The sequence below is a fragment of the Streptomyces sp. NPDC030183 genome (genome assembly GCF_055573455.1).
Genome location: NZ_JBVIBK010000010.1, coordinates 230,672 through 246,164 on the forward strand (window position 1 = coordinate 230,672; position 15,493 = coordinate 246,164).

Below are 15,493 nucleotides of genomic sequence, written 5' to 3' on the forward strand. Positions count from 1 at the left end.
ACCCTTCAAACCCACGCCCGGGCAAGCGCCCCCCGACGGAGAGCAGCATAGTGAAAGTATCCGAGATGCTGTCAACTGCTTACCGTCTACTGTTCCCCTTCTTTCTGCTTACTGTTGGCGTCCAGCTCTGCCAGGGCCGCACGCGCGCGCTCGGCGGTGCGGGTGTTCCTGGCGTCGTTGCGGCCGGACGTGTAGAAGCGCCGGGCCTGCGTCAGTCGTCCGAGGTCACGCAGGCAGTCACCGATGGTGAGGTAGGTGTCGGGACGGTTGGTGGTTTCGTCGGTACGGCCGAGAAGGACGAGAGCCCGCCGGGCGTACGAGAGTCCGTACGCCGGTCTGCCGCGCAGCCGGGCAAGGCCGGCGAGGCGACCGAGGCACTGGGCCTGTCCCACGACACGCCCCAGTTCCTGGTTCAGTTCGAGGGCTGTGCGGGTGTGTTCCTCCGCGATGTCCAGGGCGCCCATGCGTTCGGCGCAGACCCCCAGATGCTGGTGGGAACGGGCCATCTCCTCGGTTGCGTCACGGGCGACGGCCGAGCGCAGGGCGGCGTCGAACTCGGCGTGCGCCGCCTCGTAGTTCTCGGTGAGCACGTACAGGGTGCCGATCTGGTTGCGCAGTTCTTCCGCCTGCGCCACGTCACCCGTGCGCTCGCAGAGACCGAGCGCCGAGCGGCAGTGCGCCATGGCGGTGTCCAGATCCCCGTCGTCCTCCGCCAGGTAGGCCAGGCTCCGGTGACAGGAGCTGACCGCGCCGGGATCCTCGAGCCGCGTGAAGATCTCCTGTGCCTCCTCGAAGCCGGCTCTGGCCTCCACCGGGCGTCCGTCGTCGGCGTTCAGCATGGACAGCTGGTACAGAGCGGCGGCGGCGTCCCGTTCCAGGCCCAACTCGCGGAAGGCCGTACGGGCCCGGCTGTACCGGGCCCGGGCGACGCGGTGATCGCCCTGTTCGTGTTCGACGGATCCGAGCTGGTGCTCGGCGTAGGCGATGCTCAGCCGGTCGCCGGCGGCGGTGCTGACGGCCAGCGCCCGTTCCAGGTGTTCGCGTGCCTCCTTCATGTCGCCCCGGTCACGGGCGATGAGACCGAGCTGGCGATGGACGACGGCCTCCGACTCCGTGCCCGGTTCGCTCCACTCCAGCATCCGCAGGCACAGTGCCCGCTCGGTCGTCCAGCGGCCCATCGCGTGCAGCACGCGGCACAGGCGGCGGCCCAGCGCTCCCGCCTCCTGGTGCAGCCGGACGGCGCCGAGATGGTGCAGGGACTCGAACGCCGCGTCGACGCGTACCGGTTCGGGCAGGCCGGTGTCGGAGAAGATCTCCTCTGTGTACGCGGCCGCATGGCAGTGGGCGTCGTGCGCGGCCTGCGGGTCGAGGCGGTCCAGTTCGGCCGCGGTCCAGCGGTGGACGCTCCACAACGGCGCACCGGCCGGGTCCTTGCCGTCCTCGGCCAGCAGCCCGGAGGCGGCCAGCGCGTCGAGGCGTTCGCGCGTGCCCTCCGTGCCTCCCGAGCCCTCCGCGTCCCCCGTGCCTCCCGAGCCCTCCGGGCCGGTGAACGCCGACGCCGGGACGGGCACACGGTGCACCGCCGCGCGGTGCAACAGGGCGCGGCTCGTCGGGTCCAGGGTGGACAGCAGGTCGCCGAGCAGCGTGTCGGCGGCCGTGAGTCTCAGTGCCTCCCGCACGGCGGGGCGCACCTGCCCCCGCACGCGGGCGCGCGCGGCGTCGAGGCCACCGCCGAGGCGGCCGACACGGGCCGCCAGGTCGTCCGTCGGCCGGCCGGCGCCCAGGAGCGCCTCCAGATAGGCGTAGGTACGAGGATGGCCGCCGACGACCTGGCGGATCTCCTGCCACTTCGTCCGGGGGAGCTTGCGCGACAGGGGCAGCCGCAGTCGCATCAGATCGGTCTCGTCCGGGGTGAGCGGAGGAAGCGGAAGCCGGCGAAGACGCCGGGAGGCGGCTCCGGCCGCCGTCGGGAGGGGGTGACGGGAGACGATCACCAGGGACGTGCCCGTCAGCAGGGTGGTCCACGAGGTGAGGAAGTCCGCCAGTTCGGGGTCGGTGAAACGGGTCCGGCCCTCCGGGTCACGGGTCAGGTTGGCCTCGAAGTCGTCCAGCACCACGGTCAGCGACCGGGTGGACCCGTCCGCCGTGGGGCGAGCCTCCGCCACCGCCCCGGCGCGCGCATCGGTGCCGGTGAGGCTTGCGAGGACGGCCAGGCGCCCGGACCAGGGCCGCTCCGCGTCCACCAGTTCGCACATCCGCGGATCGTCCGTCTTCTCGGCGAGCGCGTCCGCCGCGCCGCGCAGGATCTCGTCGGGGCCGACCGGGCCTTTGAGCAGCACGGGCGGAGCCGAGGAGGCCCGCAGACGCAGCAACTCGCCGACGAAGGCGGTCTTCCCGACCCCGCCCACTCCGTGCACGACGAGCCCGGTGCCGTCGTCGGCCAGGGCGTTCAGGGCTACGCGCAGCTGTGCCCGGCGGCCCACGAACGAGCCGAGCGGCAGGGCGAGGGGTACCTCCGGCGAGGCGGCCCCCGTCGAGGCCTCCCCGTGGTCGGGCTTCACCGCCTGGGGACGGGGCCCGGCGAAGAGAAGGGGCACGTGCCATTCCGGCAGCCAGTCGTTGCCGGCGCGTCGGAGGCGCTCCTGCTCCCTGCGGGCGTCGTGCAAGGCTTCCCACAGGGGTCGGCCGGCGGCCAGTCCGGCGTACATGTCGGCCATGAGCGCGCCGGCGTACGTGTCCCGGACCGGTGCCGACATGGCGACGACCGCCGGCACCCCGGACTGGGTGAGGCTCTGAGCCAGTCCGGGCAGAAACCTGCCGTGGTGCGCCGGTTCCGGCCCGGCGGCGGAGCGGCTCACCGACGATGCCGTCGAACAGCCGGCCAGGACCACCGCCGGGACACCGTGGGCGCCGCGCAGAGCCCGCCACAGGGCGTCGGCACTCACCGGATCGCGGTCACCGGCCTCGTCCTCCAGCAGGAGTTCACCGGGCCTCGCGTGGCAGACGATGTGCACGACATCGGCGGGTTTCTCCGCCAGGGCGGCGCTGAGCGCGGTGAGGCTGCCGGAGCTGAGCACCCGCAGTTCCGCCCGGCCCGGGACCCGGGACACGGCAGCCGCCAGCCGGGCCGTCTCCGCGTCCAGGTCGAGCAGAGGCTCCCTGCGGCCGGGGGCCTTGCGGGGCCCGGCGAGCAGGACGAGCAGCCGCAACGGCCGGTCCGGTCCGCCGACGGGTGCGGGCGCGTGATGGTCGCCGAAGCTGCGGTACGGCCGGATGGCCGGATGGAGCGCCAGGGGTACCGACTGACCGGGCAGGGTCAGTGCCTCCCACGGCAGGCCGTCGAGCCGGCCCTGCTCCGCCTCGATGACCAGCGGCAGGCCGTGCTCCTTTGCCGCCTCGCTCTGTGACGCCGTGGCGAGGACGCGGACCGCTCGGGCGCCCACCGCCTCGGCGAGCAGAACTCCCAGACGCCGCATCAGCACCGGTGGCGGGACGCCGGTCGTGCGCCGGCGGGCGCCCCGGCCGGCGGCCTCGTGCGCCCGGTGCAGTGCCTGCACGGTCTCCGCCAGGGAGAAGGACACGTCCGCGCCGGGACCTTCGGCGACGGTCCGCGTACCGGCGCTGAGGGTGACGGCGGCATGCCGGATCCGCAGCCTCCAGTGCGATGGGCCGGGGTGCGCCGCCGGCGCCGCTTCATCGGGCACAGGGATCCTCCTGCGCGCGGACGGCTTTCGGGGTGGCGGCGCCCGCCTCGCAGACATACACGACGGTCGGCTTCTCCTTCGCGTCGAGCGGCGCGGTGACGTAGAGAACGGCACCGGTGAGGACCAGCAGGGAGGCCAGCAGGGTGTCCCGCCGGGCCCGCTTCAGGGACTGCCGCACCTGCCAGGCGTGGATCCAGACGAGCAGCCGCTGCTGCAGGCGCTGGACCAGCAGTGCGTTCCGCCGGGCGACGGCTGCCTCGTGGGCCAGAACACGCTCTCGCGCGGGATCGCTCTCGCGGGCGAGCAGGGCTTCGAGGCGGGCCGCCACGGTCAGCCGCAGACGGCGCTCGCGCCGCAGAGCGGCCGGGTCGGTGGCGCGCGGGCCGAAGAAGTCGGCGGGTGACCTGTCGATCAGCTTCCTCAGCCCGTCCAGTTCCGGCGAGCCTAGATCGTCGAGCGTGGCCGTCCGGGGGGTGAGCACCTCGCTGGCGCGCCACACCACCCAGACGACCCCCGCGACGGCCAGCAGCATGCCGCCGACCGCCGCGACCACGTCTCCGACGTCGTCCAGATCCTTGACGATCACCAGGGGCCCGCCCGCCAGCACCAGAGCACCCACCCCCGCCGCCGCTCCCGTGATCCAGCGGGCAGTGGCGCGCATGTCGGCGACGGAGGCCCGCAGATCGGCGACCGCGGGGTCGAGGCCCGGCTCCCCGGCCTGCGGCTCGGCGGGGGTGCTCATCCCGGGAAGGGAGGGTGGTCGTCCGGCCCGGGGAAGTCCTCGTCGTGGCCGCGCAGGTCGGGCGGCGCCTGGTCGTCGGGGAGTTCTTCGTGCGCCACCCATCCGGTGCCGTCGAAGTACTCCACGGTCGTGCCGTTGAACCTGATGTCGCCCGCTTGGGGCTGCTGTGGTGGTGAACCCATGACGGGATTATCCACAGAATTCAAGCCAGTTGGCATCGGATGTGCTCAACTGGTGTTGTGTCGACGCCTATTGCCAGCGCTTGTTGTCGCCGTTTGTCGCCGTCGCCGAATCCCCGTCCCCTTCGTCGAAGGACTCCGCCGTGTACGACCTGATGCTCAGCCCGCACGCCCGGGGTACCGCGGTCGAGACGCTGCACGGTCTGGTCGGGGCTTCCGGCCTCGTCACCACGGTGCAGACGTCGGTCGGCCTGGACGACACGATCGGAGCGATCATCGAGGCGGCTCCACGTCTCTCGGAGGACCACGAGGTCATGTCCAACGGGCTGATCGTGAGTCGCGTCGGGATGTACCGCATCGTCTGGGGCGTCGTCAGCCACCCCGACGGAAGCCTGGCGGTCCTCACCCCGATGCCTGCCTACGAGGGCCAGCCCTCCGACTGGATCCGCCACTACATGAGCGAGGTGCTCGATCCCGTCATGGCTCTCTCCGGCCGCGGCCACCGCACCGGAGGAGGCGGCAACGGCTCGGTGACCGACCCGGAGTTCGCGCGGGCATTCGGGGAGGCCTACGTCTGACCCGGAGCCCGCGAGCCACGACAACCCCGGCAAGAGCGGTCTCCGCCGTTACAGGGGGTGACCGTAAGCGGACCGCCCTGGTCAGACGGTGCTTCCACCCCCTCCGCGCTGGCCGGCCCGGTGGCGACGGCGTGCCCGACAAGGGGAGCGACGCGAAATGGTGCACTCCCGGCTCCATGCCAGCGGTCACCGGGAAAGATGGCGCGAGGCAGTCACCAGTCCGCTCGCCGAATTCCGGTCATCAGAAGCGATGCCGAGGTGAGCCTGAAGGGCGGGCGTGTCAACGCATCAGGCTGAACACAACGGCGGCTGCCAGCCCGCCGAGCAGGGCGCCGACGACGGTCTGAGCGGGGGTGTGATCGCGGAGGGCTACACGGGACCAGCCGATGGCTGCGATTCCGAGCACCAACGGTGCCATGCTCATGCCGTAGGCCAGCAACAAGATCACGACCACCCCACTGGCCACGGCGGTGTGCACCGACACCTTCCACCAGGCAGTCACGATCATGGTCACGATGAGGCCGACGAGCATGGCGACGACCAGGGCGAACAACTCGCGAGGGGCCTTGAAGGCAACAAGCAGCGAGATGCCGACGAGCACCGACGTCATCGTGGCGAGGAGGGGGACGGCTCGCTGCTCACGGACTCGTATGTGCTTGTCGGTCCAGCTGCCGCTCTTCACGCCGAGCATGATGACGGCGAACGGGATGCCGCCGCAGAATAGGGCCGCCAGCACGCCCCACCCGAGCCCCGTGACGCTACTTGTGCTGTGCCAGCCGATGATCAGAAGTATCGCGATGACGAGGTTGGCCGGCGCGAGGGTGTCGGTGATGAGGCGGGCCGTGCGGAACAGGGTCACTGCGTCGTCTCCAGTGTTCGGGCATCGTCGAGCTTGGTGGCGAAGGCGCGGGTGAGATCGGAGGCGTAGGCCTCGGCGAGTTGTTTGAGCGCATGGATCTCGCTGGGCAGGTCTCGGCCGCCGCTGGCAGGCGGGAGGGCCTCGCCGCACAGGGGCTCGTTGTGCTGCCGTGCTTGTTGGGCACCGATGATCCAGCAGGCTTCGGCGGCGATGTCTGCCTGAGCTCCGATGAGGCCGGAGGCTGCGACGTGTGCGCGGGCCTGGTCACGCAGGCTGCTGGGGGCGTGGTCGCTGAGGGTGAGGACGGCGTCTCGGATCTCTATGGTGCGGCGATACAGCCGATCGTGAACGCGGCGGAGGTGGAGGATCTCGGCGGTTCTGCGTCGCGCCGGGTCGAGGCGGACGAACGGTACGTCCTCGGTGAGGCTGAGCCAGAGCGGGTACAGCCGCAGCAGGTCGAGGTATTCGCGACTCCAACGGCGCAGTCGTCCGGCGGCGGGCAGCGTGCTGCCAATGACGATGAAGAACAGCGCAGTGAAGAGCGTAAGGCCGCCGATCGTCTCGCTTGTGCTGGCCGGAACGGGGCTCAGCCCCAGGAATCCCAGGACGATGACGACCACGCGCTGCGCCGCGTAGACGATGCCGATGGTGGTGCCCATGCCGGTGAGACGCAGGCCATGGCCGAGAAGGCCGGCGTCTGGCTGCCGGCCCCAGCGCCAGCACAGCCGGGAGGCGCTGAACAGAGCCGCTCCGAGGTACGCCGCCCACACCCCTCCGTAGGCGGCGATGTGCCAGTCGGAGGCGTACTCGGCCAGCAGGTCGACCGCTTCGCGCGGCTGCGAGGTGGCGAAGAACAGCACCGTGACGATGGATGCCGCGGACGCTGGCAGGACGAGGTGCAGGCGGGAGGACTTCAGTCCGGACGCCTTCTCCTGGGCCATGTCGTGGACGAAGGTCAGCACGGCATGAGCGGCGACGATGCAGCCGAGGTGCTTGCCCAGGGCGCTCAGGTTGTTGACTCCGACTGCGGCGTCCATGGGCGCCGCGACGGAGGGCACCCTGAGAGTGATGGCGACGGCGAGAGCCAGAAAGGCGATCCAGAGGGCTCGCTTGCTGCGATCGCGCCACGCGGCCGGGGTGCGCCACACGGTGACCAGCCACAGCAGGACCGCGGGAAGTACGTCGATCATTCCGGGCGCTCTTACGAGTCGCTGAGCGCGTCGCCCAGGCGCCGCAGGACACTGCTGCGCGGCGTCTTGCTGGTGCTGGAGGCGGCGGCTCTGCCGGCGATCAGCCCTGCGAGACGTTCGGCGTCCCGTTCGTCCTCGGTGCCGTAGCTGGCCCTGGTGAGGAGGCTGACCACGGTGGCGGGGTCGATGTCCGGGAACAGGCCGCCGCCGTCTGTCTGGACGCCGTCGAGGATCGAGCGGTGGCCCAGGAGCATGTGACCGATCTCGTGCAGGATGATGTGGTCTTGGTGCAGGGGGCTTGTCGCCGCCTCGTGGAAGATGTGGTCTGCCTTCTCGGTGGCGATCCACACCCCGCACGGGGCGTCGGTGCCGGAGATGCCCGGGACGCTGTGCAGATGGAGCGGGCGACCGCGCTGTGCCGCGATCCGGTCGCAGAGGACCTGGACGTCGAACGGGTCCGGGATGTCGATTGACGCGAGCACATCCCCGATGTCCGGGCGGTCCTGACGTCCGTCGCCCGGCTGCTGTCTTCGGCTACGCAACGACAACTCGGCTCCGCAGGTGGCGCTGTACGTGTCCGCGGCAGAGGCCGCCTCGGAATCCAACATTCCGGCACAGGGCCGAACGATACGGCAACCTTCACTGGAATATGCCGTGAACATGCTCAAATTATGCTCAACCCGCGATGACCAAGGAATGTGTCTGATGCGGCATCATTTGATCAAGGCTGAATCGGGCGCCCATGTGCATGTGGGCTCCGTTAACCGTAAGAGTGGAGCTACGCGGGAGACCTGCGTCACACCCTCCGTCGGGTGGCGTTCTGGCGCCACGACGTCATCTCGCGCTCACGTGCTGGATGTGTCGCCGTCGGTCAGTCCCTCCAGCTGACGGGCCCGCTCGATGAATCCCTTGATCGTCTTGAGGGTCTCCACCGAGAGGCCGGAGGCTCTGGTGGCGACCTCGACCACATCGTTGTCTCGTATGGTCTCGATCAGTTCCAGCTGGGCGGCGATCCGTTCGGAGGCCTCGTCATTGAAGAAATAGGCGGGGGCGACACCGAAGAAGCCGGCGAGGGCCTCCAGGTGCTTCATGGTGGGGTTGTCCTTCTTGCCTTTCCGAAGGGTCCAGATGTAACTCGCCGAGATGGTGGGCCCCCCCGACTCCTGGATGGCCTGCGCCACCTCCTCGTAGGTGTATTCACCGCGGTTCTTCGGGTGGACCGTCTTGAAGAGGTGGTCGAGCTTCTGCGCGAGGGTGCGCGGCTCGGTGGGCGCTCCGTCGCTCATTGCGGGGTCCTTCGGTAGCTCGCTTGGTTTCTTGTTGTATCGACTGCTGTGGACGATACACGTCCTGATGCGGTCGTTCCATTCTCCTCAGTTGACGTGATCCATATTCGCTGGTCTAGTGTCTTCGCGTTGCCATCGACTGGTGCGAATGAGGGGGCTGTGGCCTCCGAGGAGCAGACCGAAGCGAAGGGAGAAGCGGGTGCGAACGCCGCCGCTCAGAGGGCCGTGAGGCCGCAGCGTGAGCCACACATGAAACCGGCGCCAGGGAGCTACCAACTCCCAAGCGCCGGGCCGGCGCCCCGAAGGGCACCGATTCACTTCTCGCGGGCGGCGGGGCTTTTGCACGAGAACCGCCGCACCGCGCTCTACGAACAACGGAGTATCGCATGCTCGCCACGCCGAGCGACATCCCGGCATGCCCGGACACGACCCGCCGACACCGCCTCGCGGCCCAGCTCGCCGACATGATCCCGGGGGCTGCCACCATCCGCGTCAGCCTGACCGACCCCGCGCAGACGTGGCCCCACCCGCACACCAGCGCCAAGGACGCGGACGGGGCGAAGGCCGAGCTGAGCCGGACGACCGCCATGGCCGCGGCACGCTGGATCATGCGGGTCTGGCCGGACGTGAACTGGACCCGCCCTCACACCCTCGACCTCACCACAGCGACCCTCACCCGCAGTGATCTCGCCGGTCGAGGCCGCTGACATGGCACGGATCCGGACCATCAAGCCGGAGGCGTTCTTCTCCGAGTCGCTCGCCGAGGTGAGCGTCGAGGCGGAGCGGACGTTCTTCGGCCTCCTCACCCAGGCCGACGACCACGGCCGCCATCGCGACAACGCCGCGATCATCGCGGGGCTGCTCTGGCCCCTGCGGGCCGAGCACACGTCAGTCCACGTCGAGGACGACCTCCAGCAGCTCGCCGACGCTGGCCTGCTCTGCCGGTACACCGGCTGCGACGGCCGCCGCTACCTCCATGTCGTGACCTGGTCCGAGCACCAGAAGATCGACAAGCCCAGCCAGTCCCGACTGCCCTCCTGCCCACAGCACCACGCGGCAGCCCGGTGCGGTCCTTGCAAAGGGACCTGCACTCGGCACCCCGAAGCGTCGCCCACTCCTACCCGAGCACTCGCCGGAACTTCGCCGAACGCTCCCCGAACCCTCGATCTGCCCGCGCAGCCCGCTCCGACGCCTCCCACCCCCCGAAGCGGAGCCCCGGCCGCCCGGCAGGACCCCTTGGTCGGACTCGTCGGCGCACCTGATCGCAGTGACAAGAAAGCCGCAGGTCGGGAGGCATTCGCCGAGGGTTCCCCGAAGCCTCCCCGAAGCCTCGGAGAGGGCTCGGCGCCTGGATCCAGGATCTTGGATCCTGGATCTTCATTCCCTACGGGGCGCACAGTGCCCGCCACCACCGTCTCGGTCAACGACCTGATCGGCGAGTACGTCGCCGCGTGCGACGAGCGTCCGCCCAGCGACGTGATCGGACACATCGGCCGCATCGCCAAGAAGCTCCTCGGCGAGGGGATCGACCCGGAGCACGTCCGCGCCGGACTGAAGCGCTTCGCGGAGATCCAGGGCCACCCCAGCCGCCTGCCGAGCCTGGTCAACGACGCCATGAACGCACGAGCGGCCGGTTTGGCGCGGCCGGGAAACCGACCTAACGTGCCCGCTCACCAGGCGTGGACCAACCCGGTCGACGCTGCCGCCGCCTACGCCGAGGAGCTGTGATGCGCACCCGTACCCGCGACCCGCAGACTCTCGGCGGCGGAGGCACCCTCGACCGGATGGCCCGGATCCTGGCCGCCCGCAACATCGACCCGGCAGCCGTCGCCGCTCTGGTCGACGAGCCCGATTCCTTCTCCCCGCTGGATGCCCTGCTGGCCGCGATGCCCCCGCGCTACCAGGGCGCGGTCGCCGACCACCCGCAGGTCCTGGACTGGGTCCGGGACGTCGCCCAGCAGGCCGTCGCCCCCAGCCCGGGAGCCCGGCGGCAGGTCACCACCGGCCCGAGCCTGCTGATGGCCGGGGTGGTCGGCGCGGGCAAGACCCACCAGGCGTATGGGGCGGTCCGGCAGCTGGTGCGGACCGGGGTGGGCGTGCGGTGGCGCGCGACCACGGCCGCCGACCTGTACGCCGACCTGCGCCCTCGCCCCGGGGCGGACAGCGAGCGGGAGCTGGCGGCCGTCAGCCGGTGCCCGCTGCTGATCATCGACGACCTCGGCGCGGCCAAGGCGTCCGAGTGGGTCGAGGAAGTGACGTACCGGCTGATCAACCGCCGGTACAACCACATGCTCCCGACGCTGATCACCACCAACCTGGCGATCAAGGACCTCCGGGCCTACCTCGGCGACCGCGTCACCTCCCGACTCGCGCAGATGACCACCCGGGTCGAGTTCGAGCCGGTCGACCGCAGACGCCACCGTCCCGCCGCCTGACCCACCGCCGGCCGTACCGCCGGGCCGCGCCTCCAACACGCCGCCCCATGCACCTCCCGACCCAGCGCACCCCTCCGCCGACGCCCCTGCGCGCGGAGAGCGATCGGAGCAACCCGCATGACCACCACGACGATCAGCCCTGCCCGCCACCGGTCGCTCGGTGACCACACCTGGCAGGACCAGGCCGTCTGCCAAAGCACCGAGTACAACCCGGTGGACCCCGACATGTTCTTCCCCGAGCCCGACGAGACCGCCAAGATCGCTGCGGCGAAGTCGCTGTGCGGCCAGTGCCCGGTCCGCCGCACTTGCCTGGACGCCGCCCTGGAAGGCGGCGACACCCACGGCATACGGGGCGGTATGACCGAGGAGGAGCGCGAGCCGCTGCACGAGAACATCGCCAGCCGCCTCGACTACAGCCGGGTCAACGCCACCGTCGCCGGGCGCGACGTCCACCTCACCAAGGCCGAGCGCCGAGCGGTCGTCCGTGCCGCCTACCGCCACGGCCTCACCGAACAGCGCCTGGCCTGGCTCCTGAAGATCAGCGAAGAGCACGCCCAGAAGCTCTACCGCGAAACCCGCCGAGCCCTGCGCAACCGAGACCTGGAGCAGACCACGCAGAACACCCCACCCCCTGAGAACGAGGGCAAGCAGCTGGGCCGCAACGACTTCGGGACGGCGGCGTGAGCATCGCGAGCGCGCCGAGCACGGCGCATGTCACCGGGTGGGACCGCGCGGTCGTCATCGCCCTCGGTGGTGCGGGATGCGCCCTGTCGTACGACGCCCTGCAGCAGATGGCCGTCGCCATCCACGTCCGGGGGCTGCTGACCTACCTTTTCCCCCTGGTGATCGACGGGTTCATCGCGTACGGCATCCGTGCCCTGCTGGTCCTGCGCGACGCACCGCTGCGCGCCCGGCTCTACGTCTGGACCCTCTTCGGCACGGCCACCGCCGCCAGCATCTGGGCCAACGCGCTGCATGCGGTCAGGCTCAACGAAGAGAACACCTCGGCCACCGGGCTGCGGCTCGGAGACACGGTGGTCGCGGTGCTGTCCACCATCGCCCCGCTGGCCCTGGCCGGAGCGGTGCACCTGTACATCCTCATCGCCCGGAGGTCGGTCAAGGACAGTGACCGAAGTGACCGTGATGGCCTCGGTCAGGCCGGTCACCCCGGTCAGCCCGAGCGTCTCCCGGTCACTCGGACTGACCGGGCCAGCCGACAGCAGCCGCCGCCCGGTCAGGTCAGCGCCGGACAGTCGGCCACCGCCCTGACTGACCGGCCCCGCCCGTCCCTGGACAAGCGGACCCCGGATGCCCGGACACTGGCCGGGGGCAGCGCCCCGGCGGACAGCGGCAGCCCGGTCAGCAGCCAGCGTGACAGGGAGCCCAAGGCTGCTGACCTGGGCGGACAGCCGGTCACCACTCCGGCGGTCAGTGACCGACAGACCGTCACCGAGCCGGTCAACGGCCACCCGGACAACCTCCCGTCGGCGACTGACCGGCCGGTCACTCCGCCACCGGTCACTGACGGCACTCCCCGGGCAACCGGTGGCCGGCGACCTGACCCGGACACCGAGGAGCTGCTGGAGATCGCCCGGTCGGCGGTCAGGGCCGAGGACAAGCTGACCCGCAAGGTGGTCGCCCAGGCGATCCGCGGTCAGCAGATCCCTCTCTCCAGCGACACGCTGACCGCCCTGATGGTCCAGCTGCGTCAGCAGCACGGCCAGTCGGTCACCACCCCCCGGAACTGACCGCACACCCCATGGGGCGGTGACCGAGCCGGACACCTCGGCCGGTCACTCGCCCCGGACAGCCCGCCCCACGACGTCCTCCCGTGAACCGGAGAGCACCGCCATGCGCACGAAGCCCGCGACACCCGCCGAGGTGGACACCTGGCTGACCGTCCTGCACCAGCGCGGCCACATCCACCGAGCCGAGTCCGGTCCCGACAACACCTGGACCGTGCAACGGTGCCGACACAGCCGCCCCTGGACTCTGCACCACCCGGTCCTGGCCATGGACTGGATCGAGGGCATCGTCCGCGACATCCGTCAGCAGGATGCGGAGGCGGGCCAGTGACCGCCAACGACCAGGCGGCCACCACGTCCGGACCGCAGCGTGACCTCAACTCGGCTCCAGGCGGAGCAAGTTGTCGCATACGACGGTCCTACGGCCCGTCGTACGCACTTGCCCCTGCCCAGGGGAGCGGGGGAAGTCCGGCTGCTCCCCGAGCGAGGGCGCACGGGGACCAGCCGGAATCCCGGCACCAGGGGGCGCCGGTCGTGGGAGGAGAAGCAGACGACCGCGCCCCGCGCGCGCAGCAGAGCCCGAGCCAACCTGCGTTCCCCGACCGCAAGCCGCGCCGACGCACCCGTAACCCGAGCCAGCGCACCCACAAGACGACCACCCGCCTGTCCGACACCGAGAAAACCGAGATCACCGCCGCCGCCAAACAGCGCGCCGTCACCGTCGCCCGTTTCCTTGCCTCTGCCAGCCTCGCCGTCGCCCGCGGATCGACCACCGTGCACACCAACGAACAGCTCGACGCCGCCATTGACGAGCTGGCCAGCCTGCGCACCGCCATCTCCCGTGTCGGCAACAACATCAACCAGATCGCCTTCGTCTACAACGCCGGAGGACAGCCCCTCCCCGGTGAACTCGACCGCGCCCTGACGACCGTGAACCGCGTCCTGACCCGTGTGGACGACGCGGCCGACACCCTGGTGAAGAAGCGCCTCTGATGGTCCCCAAGATCCGACGTGGCTCGCGCACCCATGGCCTGCTCGTCTACCTGTACGGCCCCGGCAAGCGCGACGAGCACACCGACCCCCACCTCGTCGGCAGTTGGGACGGCTTCGCCCCCGACCCCGGCCGCGACACCAGCCCCGACCCCGACCCCAAGGTCACCCTCGCCCGGCTTGCCGCCGCCCTGGACCTGCGGGTCAAACAGGTCGGCGACAAGGCGCCGGCCCAGCACGTCTGGCACTGCTCGGTCCGCACCGACCCCGGCGACCGGACCCTGACCGACGACGAGTGGAACACCGTCGCCCGCCGCCTGGTCCACGCGGTCAACCTCGCCCCCGAAGGCGATCCTGACGGCTGCCGCTGGGTCGCGGTGCGCCACGCCGACGACCACATCCACATCCTCGCCACCATGGTCCGAGGCGACCTGCGCCGCCCGAGGATGAACTACGACTTCAAGAAGGCCCAGGCCGAATGCCGTCGCATCGAACAGGAGATGGGCCTGCGTCAGCTCAAGCCCGGCGACGGCACCGGAGCCAAGACGCCCACCAGTGCCGAGCGCTTCAAAGCGGAGCGGGTTGGTCGACCCGAGACACCGCGCGAGACGCTGCGCGAAGCCGTCCGCCAGGCCGTCGCCGGAGCCGCCAGCGAAGCCGAGTTCTTCACCCGCCTTCGCGAGGCGGGCCTGCGCGTCAAGCTGCGGCACGCGCCTTCCGGTGACGTCCTCGGCTACACGGTCGCGCTGCCCGGCGACCGCAACCGTGACCGCGAGCCGGTCTGGTTCGCGGGCTCGACCCTGGCCCCCGACCTTTCCTATCCGAAGATCCAGCGCCGCCTTGCCGACGGAATCCCCAACGAGGTCACGATGCGGGAAGCCGACAGCGGCCGGTCGGACTGGTCGCCGTGCGCACGGGGGCGACGCACCGCCACAGGGGTCGCCGAGCGCGCCACAATCCTCCTGGACAGCGACGACGACGAAGCCGCAGCCCAACTCGTTGGAGTCGGCGAACTCTTGGACGCGGTCGCCCAGACCTCCCCTGCCGCCATCCGCGCCGAACTTGGTGCCGCCGCTCGCTCCTTCGAACGCGCCACCCGCAGCCACGTCCGAGCCGAACGCGCCGACACCCGTGCGATCCGCTCGGCGGCCCGGGGCATCATCCAGGCCGGCGGCGCGCTCGGCCGAGGAGAAGACGGCGGCACCACCGCCATGCTCGTCTCCACCCTGGTCCTGGTAGCGCTGGCCGCAGCACGCTGGCACTCGGCACGCGGTCACGCCCAGCAGGCCGAAGCCTCCCGTCAGACCGCCGAGCACCTTCGCGCCGCTTATCGCCAGGCCGCTGCCACACCCATGCAGGCCCTGCGCGACCAGGGCCGAGCCTTGCCCGAAGCCCAGCGCCGCACCTACGAGACCACCATCCGCGCCGCCCTGCCCGAGAACCGCACCCGAACCGGCACGAACACGAAGAACGACGCCCTGGCCGCCACCCTGGCTCAGGTCGAGCAGGCAGGCCACGACCCCAAGGCCCTCCTGCAGGAGGCCATCGCCATGCGCGAACTCGACACGGCCGAGGACGTGAACGACGTCCTGGTTTGGCGACTGGGCCGACTCGCCCAGCTCCCCGCCTACCCGGGCGAAGCCGCCCGACGCCCGCACGTCGGCACCGGTCGCGCGACGCCTCCGGCCAACCGGACCGGCGTCCGGACCACGCCCTCGGCCTCGCCGAGCCCCGCCGAACCGGACCCGCGCAGCCGCCCGCCGCGCCGCTGACCAGCAGTCCGGC

The 15,493-nt window shown here is 70.9% G+C and carries 16 protein-coding genes; 9 read left to right on the forward strand and 7 right to left on the reverse strand.

The window, feature by feature from the left end:
* Nucleotides 1-86: 86 nt before the first annotated feature.
* From ACZ4Z2_RS14830 to ACZ4Z2_RS14840, 3 genes are read right to left on the reverse strand one after another with little or no spacing between them, the layout of a single operon-like run.
* Nucleotides 87-3,704 carry a tetratricopeptide repeat protein gene (locus ACZ4Z2_RS14830; protein ID WP_468075867.1) on the reverse strand — a complete coding sequence of 1,206 codons (3,618 nt, stop codon included), beginning with the start codon at nucleotides 3,702-3,704 and terminating at the stop codon, nucleotides 87-89.
* Complete coding sequence (locus tag ACZ4Z2_RS14835) at nucleotides 3,694-4,446, reverse strand: hypothetical protein (RefSeq protein ID WP_468075869.1); 753 nt, start codon at nucleotides 4,444-4,446, stop codon at nucleotides 3,694-3,696. The genes ACZ4Z2_RS14830 and ACZ4Z2_RS14835 overlap by 11 nt, the downstream gene beginning before the upstream one ends.
* Entirely contained in the window at nucleotides 4,443-4,628 is a 186-nt protein-coding gene (locus ACZ4Z2_RS14840) for a hypothetical protein (protein WP_466808813.1), read from the reverse strand. The genes ACZ4Z2_RS14835 and ACZ4Z2_RS14840 overlap by 4 nt, the downstream gene beginning before the upstream one ends.
* 80 nt (nucleotides 4,629-4,708) lie before the next feature.
* Between ACZ4Z2_RS14840 and ACZ4Z2_RS14845 the strand changes: the two genes are divergently transcribed.
* Nucleotides 4,709-5,203 (forward strand): hypothetical protein, encoded by a 495-nt coding sequence (locus ACZ4Z2_RS14845; RefSeq protein WP_468075871.1) that lies wholly within the window; start codon nucleotides 4,709-4,711, stop codon nucleotides 5,201-5,203.
* Between the two features lie 280 nt (nucleotides 5,204-5,483).
* On the opposite strand, the gene ACZ4Z2_RS14850 is transcribed toward ACZ4Z2_RS14845, so the two are convergent.
* The 4 genes from ACZ4Z2_RS14850 to ACZ4Z2_RS14865 all read right to left on the reverse strand — a co-directional run bounded on the left by ACZ4Z2_RS14850 (nucleotide 5,484) and on the right by ACZ4Z2_RS14865 (nucleotide 8,538).
* On the reverse strand, nucleotides 5,484-6,062 hold the full coding sequence (locus tag ACZ4Z2_RS14850; protein ID WP_468075873.1) for a hypothetical protein: 579 nt from the start codon (nucleotides 6,060-6,062) through the stop codon (nucleotides 5,484-5,486).
* Nucleotides 6,059-7,252 (reverse strand): MAB_1171c family putative transporter, encoded by a 1,194-nt coding sequence (locus ACZ4Z2_RS14855; protein ID WP_468075875.1) that lies wholly within the window; start codon nucleotides 7,250-7,252, stop codon nucleotides 6,059-6,061. Before ACZ4Z2_RS14855 ends, ACZ4Z2_RS14850 begins: the two co-directional genes overlap by 4 nt.
* An 11-nt stretch (nucleotides 7,253-7,263) precedes the next feature.
* Nucleotides 7,264-7,734 (reverse strand): hypothetical protein, encoded by a 471-nt coding sequence (locus tag ACZ4Z2_RS14860; protein WP_468075876.1) that lies wholly within the window; start codon nucleotides 7,732-7,734, stop codon nucleotides 7,264-7,266.
* A 363-nt stretch (nucleotides 7,735-8,097) separates the two neighbouring features.
* Nucleotides 8,098-8,538, reverse strand: coding sequence for a helix-turn-helix domain-containing protein (locus ACZ4Z2_RS14865; RefSeq protein ID WP_468075878.1), 441 nt, complete (start codon nucleotides 8,536-8,538; stop codon nucleotides 8,098-8,100).
* Nucleotides 8,539-8,924: 386 nt separating this feature from the next.
* Between ACZ4Z2_RS14865 and ACZ4Z2_RS14870 the strand changes: the two genes are divergently transcribed.
* From ACZ4Z2_RS14870 to ACZ4Z2_RS14905, 8 genes are all read left to right on the forward strand, one after another.
* Entirely contained in the window at nucleotides 8,925-9,245 is a 321-nt protein-coding gene (locus ACZ4Z2_RS14870; RefSeq protein ID WP_468075880.1) for a transcriptional regulator, read from the forward strand.
* Between the two features lies 1 nt (nucleotide 9,246).
* Entirely contained in the window at nucleotides 9,247-10,266 is a 1,020-nt protein-coding gene (locus ACZ4Z2_RS14875) for a hypothetical protein (protein ID WP_468075882.1), read from the forward strand.
* Entirely contained in the window at nucleotides 10,266-10,973 is a 708-nt protein-coding gene (locus ACZ4Z2_RS14880; RefSeq protein ID WP_468075884.1) for an ATP-binding protein, read from the forward strand. Before ACZ4Z2_RS14875 ends, ACZ4Z2_RS14880 begins: the two co-directional genes overlap by 1 nt.
* A 117-nt stretch (nucleotides 10,974-11,090) precedes the next feature.
* Nucleotides 11,091-11,657, forward strand: coding sequence for a WhiB family transcriptional regulator (locus tag ACZ4Z2_RS14885; RefSeq protein WP_468075886.1), 567 nt, complete (start codon nucleotides 11,091-11,093; stop codon nucleotides 11,655-11,657).
* Nucleotides 11,654-12,721, forward strand: a complete 1,068-nt coding sequence (locus ACZ4Z2_RS14890; protein WP_468075888.1) for a DUF2637 domain-containing protein — start codon at nucleotides 11,654-11,656, stop codon at nucleotides 12,719-12,721. The genes ACZ4Z2_RS14885 and ACZ4Z2_RS14890 overlap by 4 nt, the downstream gene beginning before the upstream one ends.
* Nucleotides 12,722-12,824: 103 nt before the next feature.
* On the forward strand, nucleotides 12,825-13,049 hold the full coding sequence (locus ACZ4Z2_RS14895; protein WP_468075890.1) for a hypothetical protein: 225 nt from the start codon (nucleotides 12,825-12,827) through the stop codon (nucleotides 13,047-13,049).
* Between the two features lie 203 nt (nucleotides 13,050-13,252).
* Nucleotides 13,253-13,711: a plasmid mobilization protein gene (locus tag ACZ4Z2_RS14900; RefSeq protein WP_468075892.1), complete on the forward strand. Its 459-nt coding sequence runs from the start codon at nucleotides 13,253-13,255 to the stop codon at nucleotides 13,709-13,711.
* Nucleotides 13,711-15,480 carry a relaxase/mobilization nuclease domain-containing protein gene (locus ACZ4Z2_RS14905; RefSeq protein WP_468075894.1) on the forward strand — a complete coding sequence of 590 codons (1,770 nt, stop codon included), beginning with the start codon at nucleotides 13,711-13,713 and terminating at the stop codon, nucleotides 15,478-15,480. The genes ACZ4Z2_RS14900 and ACZ4Z2_RS14905 overlap by 1 nt, the downstream gene beginning before the upstream one ends.
* The last annotated feature ends 13 nt before the right edge of the window (nucleotides 15,481-15,493 follow it).

Coding starts and splice junctions, on each gene's coding strand:
- ACZ4Z2_RS14870 (WP_468075880.1), top strand. CDS start 8,925: ATGCTCGCCACGCCGAGCGACATCCCGGCATGCCCGGACACGACCCGC.
- ACZ4Z2_RS14885 (WP_468075886.1), top strand. CDS start 11,091: ATGACCACCACGACGATCAGCCCTGCCCGCCACCGGTCGCTCGGTGAC.
- ACZ4Z2_RS14875 (WP_468075882.1), top strand. CDS start 9,247: ATGGCACGGATCCGGACCATCAAGCCGGAGGCGTTCTTCTCCGAGTCG.
- ACZ4Z2_RS14905 (WP_468075894.1), top strand. CDS start 13,711: ATGGTCCCCAAGATCCGACGTGGCTCGCGCACCCATGGCCTGCTCGTC.
- ACZ4Z2_RS14840 (WP_466808813.1), bottom strand. CDS start 4,628: ATGGGTTCACCACCACAGCAGCCCCAAGCGGGCGACATCAGGTTCAAC.
- ACZ4Z2_RS14855 (WP_468075875.1), bottom strand. CDS start 7,252: ATGATCGACGTACTTCCCGCGGTCCTGCTGTGGCTGGTCACCGTGTGG.
- ACZ4Z2_RS14895 (WP_468075890.1), top strand. CDS start 12,825: ATGCGCACGAAGCCCGCGACACCCGCCGAGGTGGACACCTGGCTGACC.
- ACZ4Z2_RS14880 (WP_468075884.1), top strand. CDS start 10,266: ATGCGCACCCGTACCCGCGACCCGCAGACTCTCGGCGGCGGAGGCACC.
- ACZ4Z2_RS14865 (WP_468075878.1), bottom strand. CDS start 8,538: ATGAGCGACGGAGCGCCCACCGAGCCGCGCACCCTCGCGCAGAAGCTC.
- ACZ4Z2_RS14835 (WP_468075869.1), bottom strand. CDS start 4,446: ATGAGCACCCCCGCCGAGCCGCAGGCCGGGGAGCCGGGCCTCGACCCC.